Genomic DNA, 9838 nt, shown 5'->3' on the forward strand with positions numbered 1-9838 from the left:
CTCCTCCCCAAACACACCATCCCCAACCAACACACCAAAGCCACCCACAACGCCCTCACCAACCTCAACCACCAACTCACACAACACACAAACACCACAGACGCAGGCAGGAGCACCTCGTGACCACCACCACTGACATCACGATCACCGACCTCACCACCACCACCCCCGACGGCGCCCGCCTCACCGTCGCCATCCACCACCCCGCCCACATCGACCCCCACGACACCACCCCCACCAGCACGCCCCTGATCGTCCTCGCCCACGGCTGGGGCGCCACCCACACCGTCTGGCACGCCACGGCCCGGCTGCTGGCCGCGCAGGGCCACACGGTCGTCGCCTACGACCAGCGCGGCCACGGCACCAGCACCCTTGGCGACAAGGCCCTCACCATCCAGCAACTCGGGCGCGACCTCGCCACCGTCGCCGACGCCCTCGCCCCTCACCGCCCCGTCGTCATCGCCGGCCACTCAGGCGGCGGTTACGCCGCGCTCGCCTACGCCACCCAGCTCTACGCCGACGCCCCCCGCACCGCGCCCGATCGCCTCGTCGGCCTCCTCCTCGCCGCCAGCGCCGCCGACGACCAGCAGACCCCTCCGGGCGAACTCCGCATCATGAAGACGAAGGCCTTCCAGCGCGCCCTCAAGAGCCCCCGGCTCGGCCGCCAGCTCCTCAAGAAGACCCTCCACCCCAACACCCCCGCTCACACCCAGGAGACCAACCGCCGTCTCTTCGCCAACACCAACCCCCACACCCGTCTCACCACCTTCGCCTCCACCAGCACCATGGACCACACCCCCCACCTCCGGAACATCACCACCCCCACCACGATCCTTCGTGGCACCCACGACACCTCTGTCGGCCAGACCCACATCCGCACCCTCCAAACCCACCTCCCCAACACCACCGTCGACACCCTCGACGACGCCGGCCACATCCTCCCGCTCGAAGCCCCTCACCAAATCGCCCGCCAGATCCACCAGCTCACACTCACATCGCAGCGGTGACCACCACCTCCCTCACCACAGAGCTGGGCAGGCTCCTGCCACCAACTGTCCACTGCACCGAGGCCTTCGGGCCGCCGCCCCAGGGCGCGCTCCTTCCTGCGGAGCGCGCCCACATCAGTGGCCGATCGCCCCGCAGGCAGCGGCAGTTCACCGCCGCCCGCACGCTCGCCCGTCGTGCTCTCGCCCAGCTCGGCCACCCTCCGGTCCCGCTGCTCCCGGGGCCGGGCGGGGCCCCCGAGTGGCCGTCGGGGACCGTCGGGAGCATCACCCACTGCGACGGTTACACCGCTTGCGCTGCGGCGCACGCGGCCGATGTCATCTCGCTCGGGATCGACGCCGAGCCTGCTCTGCCGCTCCCCGACGGGGTCCTCGCCCTCACCGCCTCCGAGGACGAGCGTCACCGGATCGGCCGGCTACCTCACGGCCAAGTCCCTTGGGACCGACTGCTCTTCAGCGCCAAGGAGGCCACCTACAAGGCCTGCTACCCGCTCACCCGACGCTGGACCGGGCTGGCCGGCATCTCCGTGCGCCTCCACCCCGACCGCACCTTCACCGCCCACCACCCCCACCTGCCCGGCCGCTGCCACGGCCGCTGGACCAGCACCGATGCCGTCCTCCTCACCGCCCTCACCATCCCGCACGGGACCACGACCGGCTGAGCGCGCAGCACCGCGGCACCGCAGCACCGCAGCACCGCAGCACCGAGGGGACAGTCGACGGATCGGTCAGAGGGACCACCCGACCGGCAAGGAACCCGGCCCATGGCACTGGCCCACACGCTCACGCTCATCGCCGACGCCGCCGCCTGCCCCGTCTGCCCCACCTGGGCCTTCGTCCTCAACGGGCAGAGCTGTCCCGGCCGTTGTCGCCGGTGCGCACCGCTTCGATGAAGCCGGTGGTGCTCGGGCCCGAGCCGGGCGGGAAGGGGCGGCCGTACACGGCGGCGACCTCGTCGAGCAGGGTGAGCCGGGTGTTCCAGCCGTGGGCGTCGAGCCACTCGTGGGTGTGGGGGCCGAGGCCGCCCTGCCACAGGTCGGTGATGTGGGCGAGGGCCGGGTCCTGCGGGGTACTGGTCACGTCCCGGCCCTTTTCGAGCAGCAGTCGGCTGCCCGGGGCGGAGAGGGTGCCGACGGCGGTGAGCAGGCCGGCCGCCTGGTCGGCGGTGAGGTAGACCAGCAGTCCTTCGGCCAGCCAGACGGTGGGCCGCCCCGGGTCGAGGCCGGCTTCGACGAGGCGGCGCGGCCAGTCCGGGTCCAGCAGGTCGCCGGGCAGCGTGGTGCGTTCGCCGGCCGGGTCGGCGCCGAGTTCGTCCAGGACCTGCTGTTTGAAGGTCAGGACGGGCGCGAGGTCGAGTTCGAAGAGGCGGGTGCCGGCCGGCCAGTCGAGCCGGTAGGCGCGGGCGTCCAGGCCTGCCGCGAGCAGGACGACCTGGTCCGCGCCGGCGGCGAGCAGGCGGTCGTCGTAGAAGCGGGTGCGCAGGATGCCGTGGACCACCAGACCTTTGGCGAGGCCGCTCGCCGGTCCCGAGGTGGGCATCGGCATGCCGGAGGCGGTGACGAAGGCGGCGGCGTAGGGGTCGGTGAAGAGCGGTTCGGGGCGGGAGCTCTCGTAGGCGCGCACCAGCGCGACGGACAGGGCCGTACGGGAGACCGGGCTCAGCGGGTCGGTGGTCGTCATGCCCGGGAATCTACCCCCGCGCCGAGTCGGCCGGGCCGGCACTCCCCCTCGCCTGGACCAGGCCGGGCCGGACGGGCACCTGGCCTGCGGGAAGGGCGAGTTGACGCACCGCCACGAGGTCACGTCAGGAGGTGACGCCAGCGGTCGGCGGACTCCATCGTGTCCCGGATGACGCGTTCCAGGAACGTCCCGCCCCTGGCCAGCCGCTGCCCCACGGGGCTGTCGGGCCCGAACTCCGCCGCGGCCGTCATCGCGATCCGCGCCGTCCCGAGCGTCTCCCGCGAGCCGATCATGATCGAGTGGTACCAGGCCTCGTCGTCGACCACGTAGATGTCGCGACGCCGCTGCGGATCGCGTTCGCGCCGGACGTACCCGTGCTGGACCAGGTAGTTCACGGCCACTGAGACGGAGGCCGCACTGACGTTCAGCCTGCGGGTCAGCTCGGCCGCCGTGCGCCTGCCGTCCTCGGACAGCAGCAGGTCGATGTGCACGCGCGCCGTCATCCTCGGCAGCCCCGTTCTGACCGCCATCTCGATGATCTCCTCTCCCGTCGGGCTGTCCGAGGGCCCGTCCGCAGGCGGCGGCGCCGGGGTGCCGCGCCGCGCGCGCTGGACCGTCGCCTGGTGCGCCTGTTCGGGCCGGTAGCCGCCGGGGCCGCCGTTGCGCCCGATCTCCCGGCTGATCGTCGACGTCGGCCGGTCGAGCCGCCTGGCGATCTCGGCGTAGGAGAGCCCGTCGGCGAGTCCGGCCGCGATGCGCTGGCGGTCCTGCTGGGTCAGTCGTCCTCCTGGCATGCCGCCAGTATTGCCTTCGCATTCATTCATTGCAATGCAGCATTGCATTCGACTTCAGCGTCATTGCATCAATTTACCGCTGTTCACCTGGGATAACTTCTTCGACCGATTGCGACCATGCTGAATGCAACGTAGCTTTCGAAGAGTCCCGAAGACGCATTTCCGCGAGATGAGGAACGGTCATGGGTGAATCCGTCCACACCGTCACCACGTTGCCGACGGCGCGCCCGCCCGGCTGCCCCTTCGACCCGCCGGCCGAGCTGACCGACGCCCGACGGCACGGCCCCATCAGCCGCTACACCCACCCCGGCGGGGCGGCCGGCTGGCTGATCACCGGGTACGAGCTGGTCAGGTCGGTCCTGGCCGACCCTCGGTTCAGCTCGCGCAAGGAGCTCATCAACGTGGGCGACTTCGAGATTCCTCCGGCTCCGCCCGGCGAGTTCCTCCTCATGGACGACCCGCAGCACGGGCGCTACCGGAAGCCGCTGGTGGGCAAGTTCACCGTGCGGCGGATGCGGCTGCTCGCCGAGCGCGTCGAGCAGATCACCGCCGAGTGCCTGGACGCCATGGAGGCGGCCGGGCCGTCGGCGGACCTGGTGACCGCGTTCGCCAAGCCCATCCCCGCCATCGTGATCTGCGAGCTGCTGGGGGTGCCGTACGAGGACCGCGGCTCCTTCCAGGAGCAGATCGACTCGTTCGTGAACGGGGAGACGAGCGACGAGGAGCTGATCGCGGCCTACACGGCGACCCAGCAGTACCTCGCGGAGCTGGTGGCCGCCAAGCGCGCGAACCCCACCGACGACGTGCTCAGCGATCTCATGGACGGCGACCTCACCGATGAGGAGCTGAGGGGCGTCAGCCTGATCCTGCTGGCGGCCGGGCTCGACACCACCGCGAACATGCTGGCGCTGGGCACCTTCGCGCTCCTGCAGAACCCGGCGCAGCTGGCCGACCTGCGCGCCGACCCGACGCTCACCGGCCGGGCCGTCGAGGAACTGCTGCGGTACCTGAGCGTCGCCAAGTCGTTCATGAGGACGGCGCTGGAGGACGTCGAGTTGGGAGGCCAGACCATCAAGGCCGGCACGACGGTCATCCTGTCGTACAACACCGCCAACCGTGACCCCGAGCGCTTCGCCGATCCCCACGTGCTCGACTTCCGGCGGCAGTACGCCGGGCACCTGGCCTTCGGCCACGGCGTGCACCAGTGCCTGGGGCAGCAGCTGGCCCGCGTCGAGCTGAGCGTCGCGATCACCGCGCTCGTCAAGCGCTTCCCGACGCTGCGCCTGGCCGTACCGGCGGAGGAGGTCGGCCTGCGGCCGGAGGCTGCGGACATCTACGGGGTGAAGAGCCTCCCGGTCACCTGGGACGCGTGACCGGGAACCGGCCCGGGCGAGGTCGGGGCCAGGGTCGGGGTCCGGGTCGGGATCGGGGGACCCGCCCGGACGGAGCGGCCGAGGTGGTCCGCCCGCGCCCGGAACGGCCGAAAACACGCGGGCGCCGGCGCACTCCCGCCCTCCCGGCATGGCACAAGTCCGTTACAGCGGTGCCGGGTTTCCTCCCGCCCCGCACGCATCCCTGGCATCATCCAAGTCCGTGCCGCCCCCGGAGCCGCCCACGGCGTGCCGGGGCGTCGGCCCGCATGGCGACCGACGTCCAGACGAGGGGGAGTCCGATGACGCTGTTCGGCAAGCCGCCGGGCCCGCAGGACGCCCGGCCGCGCGGGCGGGCCACCGCGCTGACGCTGCGGGTCCTGGCGCAGGCCCTGCTCCTGCTGCTCGGACTGTCCGCGGTCGGCCTCGGGTTCGCGCGGTTCGTCGGCGCGTACCACGAGGGGTGGGCGTACCGCGGCGCCCCGGTCTGCGGCGCTCCGGCGATCGGGCCCGGGGTGGACTGCACGCTGCGGGAGAGCGGGCGGGTGACGAAGAGGGCGGTGGAGCGGGACGGCGACTCGACCTCGTACACCCTGACCGTGGCCCGCGAGAAGGCTCCGACCGGCACCTACGACGTCGGGGAGGCGTTCTACGACGACGTGCGGATCGACACGGTCGTGAACCTGACGGTCTGGAGGGGCCAGGTGGTCGAGGTCGACCACCAGGGGCACCGGGCCCGCAATCCGCACACCCCGTGGCTGGCCATCCTGAAGCTGGCGCTGCTGATCGGCGCGGGCACGGCCCTGATCACGGGCGGCCTGCTCGGGCCGAACGTGCGCTCCTGGTGGATCCCGGCCCGGATGTCCGTACCCGTGGCGGTCACCACGCTGGTGGGTGCCGCCATGCTCCTCCCGATGGACTGGCCGCTGCCCGTGACCGTGACCCTGGCCGTCCTGGCCTGGCTGCTCGCGCTCTCCGTCGTCAGCGGGATGTCCGCGGAGTAGCGGCCCGGAGCGGATCCGGAATGCCCCTCACAGGTTGTCAGGTTCTCAACATGGGAAATAGGCTGCCACCTCCCGCTCACGCCACCACCGGGGAGGCCACCCATGCCCAGCAGTACCAGGAGCCGCAGGACCAGAACCGCCGCAACCCTCCTCACCGCCGCCCTGGCCGCGGCCCTCCTCGGCGGCGCCCCCGCGCTCGCCGCGCCCGGAGCCCCGCCCGGACCCACGACGGGCGCCGTCCCCATAGCCGCTCCGGCGGACGGCCGGCACCCGGTCGAGGTGTTCGGCGAGGACGGCGGCATCTCCCGGGCCCTCGTCCCCGGCGGCTCCCCGTACACGGCCGGCTCCCGCGCCCAGGGCGTGGCCCCGCTCCAGGACGACGGCGACGTCACCGCGCTGGTGCGCAACGGCGATCCGGCCGCCAAGCTCGACGTGGTGGTCATCGGCGACGGCTACGCGACGCAGGAGCAGGAGAAGTTCCGCAGCGACGCGGCCGAGAAGTGGCGCGAGATCACCGCCGTCGAGCCGTACGCCACCTACCGCAACCTGTTCAACGTCTGGGCGGTGTCGGCCGTTTCCCCCGAGTCGGGCGTCTCCGGGGATCCGGACCAGACGACCGTCCGGCACACCGCGCTGGGCTCGTACTTCTGGTGCGACGGGGTGGAGCGGCTGCTCTGCGTGGACGAGAAGGCGGTCGAGCGCTACGCGGCCAAGGCCCCGCAGGCGGACCTGGTGATCGTGGTGGCCAACAGCACCAAGTACGGCGGCGCGGGCTACAACGACGTGAAGTCCCCGCTCGGTTACGAGGGCATCGCCACCGTGGCGGGCGGCAACGCGAAGTCCGGGCAGATCGCGGTGCACGAGACCGGGCACTCGCTGGGCAAGCTCGCCGACGAGTACGCGTACGACGGCCAGGGCACCTACCAGGGCGCGGAGCCGGCCGAGGCCAACATCAGTACGCTGACCGCCGACCGGATGCGCGCCCAGGGCACCAAGTGGTCCCGCTGGCTCGGCCGGACGTCACCCGACGGCGGGACGGTCGGCGCGTACGAGGGCGGCGGCTACTACCCGACGGGGCTGTACCGGCCGACCGAGAACTCGATCATGCGCTCGCTCGGGCGGGAGTTCAACCTGCCCGGACGGGAGGCGATGATCGCCGGCTTCTACCGTCACGCGACCCCGCTGACGAGTCCCGTCTCCACCGCCACCCGGCTCACCTCCGCCAGCCGCCTCACCGTCGACCTGCCCGTCCCGGGCACCCGGCTGCGCTGGTTCCTGGACGGGCGCGAGCTGCCCGGACAGCGCGGGCGTACCGCGCCCGACCTCGCCGCCCTCCACCCGGGCGGACCCCGCTCCCGGCCTCACCTGCTCACGGCCGTCGCCACCGACCCCACCCCGGCGGTGGCCGACCCGGCGCTGCGCGAGCACCTGACCGGGAGCCTGTCCTGGCTGGTGACGCTCTGACGCGCGTCCACCACGGCGACGGCCCCGGGCCCGGCAGCGCGGCGCTGCCGGGCCCGGGGCCGGTCGTCCGTGCCTACCGCCCGCCCTCTCCCGGCCTGCGCGGGGGGTTGCGCCGCAGCGGGGCCAGTTCCCGGGCCAGCGTCCGCACGTCCACGGCTATCCGCGCCGCGAGTTCGCCCGGCCCCGCGTCGCCCGGCAGGCGCCGGGACCAGGAACGCGCCTTGGCCGGACCGTCCTGGACCATGTCGAAGTTCAGCCGGACCGCCCCCGCCACGTCGGCCAGGGTCACCAGGATCCGGGTGTCCACGAGGTCGATCGTGACCTCGTTCCCGATGCACGAACACGCCACCAGACCCTCGATGTCCTCCTCCGCCAGATATCTGGCCAGGGGTACCGCTCTCCCCCGGATCAGGTACGGACGTATCACCGCCACCACAGACCCCGCCCCCTCTCCAGCTCACCGGACACGCCGACCACCGTACGGCCCGGCAACGGCGCAAGCGCGCCGCAAGGACCGGGCCCGCCCATGCTCCACCCATAGCCCCCGGATCGCCAAGTCCAGGACGTCCCAGGCGACTTGACCGACAGCACTGGCCCGGCGCACCGGCGCACGCCCCGGCGCACTCGGGCGCCCCGCCGCCGAGCCCGGCGGCAGCAGGCCGGCCGCACCCGAAACGCACGAACGCCCGCCCGCACGAGGCGGACGGGCATTCCCCCGGCCGCGCAGCCCTGCGGCGCGCGGCCGGGCCGCTCAGCGGCCCAGGCGGCTGAACCGGCCGTGCAGGACCAACGAGCGGCTCAGGGCCGCCAGGCCCGCCGTGCAGAGCAGCGTGCGGAGCATGTTGGCGGCCACCCAGGTGCCCTCGAACTTGGCGCGCACGCCGGCGAAGTCGTGGATCTGGGACGGGTCGCCGGCCGCCGCCAGCTCGTTGTTGAGCGGGATGTTGACGCCCATGGTGACCATCAGCGCCACCACGTACAGCACCGTCGCCCCGGCCGCCCACAGCGCCGCCTGGCGCCGGCCGGCCTTGTGCTGGAGCCAGGCCGCCACGCCGGTGGCGGCGAAGGCTCCGACGAAGACCAGGCCGAACATCCCGTTCTCGATCGACGAGTTGATGTGCTGCATCGCCGTCACGTACGTCCGGTCGTCCCCGGCCGCGAGGCCGGGCATCACCGACACGTCGAAGGCGAAGAACAGGCCCGCCATCAGGCCCATCGCGATGGTGGCGCCCGCCAGGACGGGCCCGGCGGCGCGGCCCTGCCCGACGGTTCCGCCGTACGGTGAACTCCCCGGCCGCACACCGCCGATGGCCGACGGGACCGCGTACGACACCGGTGCCGACCTCTGATCCGAACGCATCACAGGACCCCTTTTCACTCTGCCGGCCCCGCAGGACGCGGCGCCGGCGAACAGCGGAACGAACGACACCACCCACCGTGCGGTGCCACCCGCAACGGAACCGCGACAACCGGAACCCCGCTACGCGCCACGACACTTGCGGCACCGGAGAGTGCCGGGTGCCGGAAGGAGTGCCGCGAGGAGTGCCGGGAGGAGTCCAGGGGAGTTGGAAAGGGGCCCGCGGTCACAGAACCGGGTTCAGGGTGCGCCGGTACCGGCGCTCCAGCACCGTACGGCCGATCAGCCGCACCGGGCCCGGGATGGTGGCCGACACGGCCCGCACGGACGCCGCGTCCGCGCCGTCGAACATCCACGGCTGCAGGTACGTCATGACCTGCCCCGGCGCGCTCTGGATGATCCGCCGCTCCACCCGCAGGTACTCGTCCACCGGCAGGCCCGCGATCGCCGGGAACACCACCGGCTCCTCGTGCCCCAGGTGCTCGCGGATCAGGTTCTCGAACCCCGCCGCGGCCTCGGGCAGTTCGGCGATCCGGCGGGCGGAGAGCACGTCCGCGACCCGGCGCATCGTCCGGTCGAGCGCTTCGTGGTCCTGCTCCAGGATGCCGCCGCCGTCGAAGCCGGCCAGCCGCTCGCGCAGGAAGGGCCAGAGGATCTCGTCCTCGCTGTGGTGGTGCCAGTCGATGACGGCCCGCAGCCGGCCGAACCAGTCCGCCAGGGCCGCCGCGGGGCCCCAGCCGCCCGCGGACGAACCCCGGGCGGCGGCCGTGCTCAGCCGCGCGGCGTCCCGGCGCATCGCCACGTGCATCAGCCCGAAGCCCCGGATGTGCCCGGGCAGCGCGCCCACGCCCTGCTCACTCGACCAGACCTGCTTGCCGTCCGACATGGCCAAACCTCCACTGTTATGTCCGGATACACGACCGACGCCCGCCCGGTGGCGGCCTGTTCGGGCCGCCACCGGCGAGCCGGATCACACGTTCCACACGCCCGAGGCGGCGGCCTCGCGGGCGAAGTCGGCGAAGTCCCGCGGCTCACGCCCCAACGCCCGCCGCACCCCGTCCCCCAACGAAGCGTTACGACCGTCCAGGATCACCGAGAACAGCTCCGCGAAGTCCCCCGGCAGACCCGCCTCCTCCAACACCCCCCGGTACGCCGCCTCCGACAC

The 9838-nt window shown here is 72.7% G+C and carries 10 protein-coding genes and 2 pseudogenes; 5 read left to right on the forward strand and 7 right to left on the reverse strand.

Annotated elements, in window-relative coordinates; all coding sequences use genetic code 11:
- Window positions 1-119 precede the first annotated feature (119 nt).
- Window positions 120-1007, forward strand: a complete 888-nt coding sequence (locus AB0O19_RS38165; RefSeq protein ID WP_363626315.1) for an alpha/beta hydrolase — start codon at window positions 120-122, stop codon at window positions 1005-1007.
- Window positions 1004-1666, forward strand: coding sequence for a 4'-phosphopantetheinyl transferase superfamily protein (locus AB0O19_RS38170; RefSeq protein ID WP_363626317.1), 663 nt, complete (start codon window positions 1004-1006; stop codon window positions 1664-1666). Before AB0O19_RS38165 ends, AB0O19_RS38170 begins: the two co-directional genes overlap by 4 nt.
- Window positions 1667-1844: 178 nt before the next feature.
- On the opposite strand, the gene AB0O19_RS38175 is transcribed toward AB0O19_RS38170, so the two are convergent.
- The 3 genes and pseudogenes from AB0O19_RS38175 to AB0O19_RS38185 all read right to left on the reverse strand — a co-directional run.
- Window positions 1845-2684, reverse strand: a complete 840-nt coding sequence (locus tag AB0O19_RS38175; protein WP_363626319.1) for an SAM-dependent methyltransferase — start codon at window positions 2682-2684, stop codon at window positions 1845-1847.
- A gap of 119 nt (window positions 2685-2803) precedes the next feature.
- Window positions 2804-3214: a MarR family transcriptional regulator gene (locus AB0O19_RS38180; protein WP_363626326.1), complete on the reverse strand. Its 411-nt coding sequence runs from the start codon at window positions 3212-3214 to the stop codon at window positions 2804-2806.
- Window positions 3215-3280: 66 nt separating this feature from the next.
- Window positions 3281-3526: pseudogene (locus AB0O19_RS38185) on the reverse strand (helix-turn-helix domain-containing protein); the annotation flags it as partial.
- 134 nt (window positions 3527-3660) lie between these two features.
- On the opposite strand from AB0O19_RS38185, the gene AB0O19_RS38190 reads away from it, so the two are divergent.
- The 3 genes from AB0O19_RS38190 (at window position 3661) to AB0O19_RS38200 (ending at window position 7316) form a co-directional block, all read left to right on the forward strand.
- On the forward strand, window positions 3661-4851 hold the full coding sequence (locus AB0O19_RS38190; RefSeq protein ID WP_363626321.1) for a cytochrome P450: 1191 nt from the start codon (window positions 3661-3663) through the stop codon (window positions 4849-4851).
- Between the two features lie 299 nt (window positions 4852-5150).
- Window positions 5151-5852 carry a hypothetical protein gene (locus tag AB0O19_RS38195; RefSeq protein WP_363626323.1) on the forward strand — a complete coding sequence of 234 codons (702 nt, stop codon included), beginning with the start codon at window positions 5151-5153 and terminating at the stop codon, window positions 5850-5852.
- Window positions 5853-5954: 102 nt separating this feature from the next.
- Window positions 5955-7316, forward strand: a complete 1362-nt coding sequence (locus AB0O19_RS38200; RefSeq protein ID WP_363589596.1) for a M64 family metallopeptidase — start codon at window positions 5955-5957, stop codon at window positions 7314-7316.
- Window positions 7317-7389: 73 nt separating this feature from the next.
- Here AB0O19_RS38200 and AB0O19_RS38205 read toward each other — a convergent pair whose 3' ends face one another.
- The 4 genes and pseudogenes from AB0O19_RS38205 to AB0O19_RS38220 all read right to left on the reverse strand — a co-directional run.
- A complete protein-coding gene (locus AB0O19_RS38205; RefSeq protein ID WP_363589722.1) occupies window positions 7390-7749 on the reverse strand; it encodes a hypothetical protein in 360 nt (119 codons plus the stop codon).
- A gap of 318 nt (window positions 7750-8067) precedes the next feature.
- Complete coding sequence (locus tag AB0O19_RS38210) at window positions 8068-8649, reverse strand: anthrone oxygenase family protein (RefSeq protein WP_363626324.1); 582 nt, start codon at window positions 8647-8649, stop codon at window positions 8068-8070.
- A 250-nt stretch (window positions 8650-8899) separates the two neighbouring features.
- Window positions 8900-9559, reverse strand: coding sequence for a hemerythrin domain-containing protein (locus tag AB0O19_RS38215; RefSeq protein ID WP_363626325.1), 660 nt, complete (start codon window positions 9557-9559; stop codon window positions 8900-8902).
- Between the two features lie 84 nt (window positions 9560-9643).
- Window positions 9644-9838, reverse strand: a pseudogene (locus AB0O19_RS38220) (NmrA family transcriptional regulator); the annotation flags it as partial.

It is taken from the genome of Kitasatospora sp. NPDC091276 (assembly GCF_040684355.1).
Lineage (GTDB): Bacteria > Actinomycetota > Actinomycetes > Streptomycetales > Streptomycetaceae > Kitasatospora.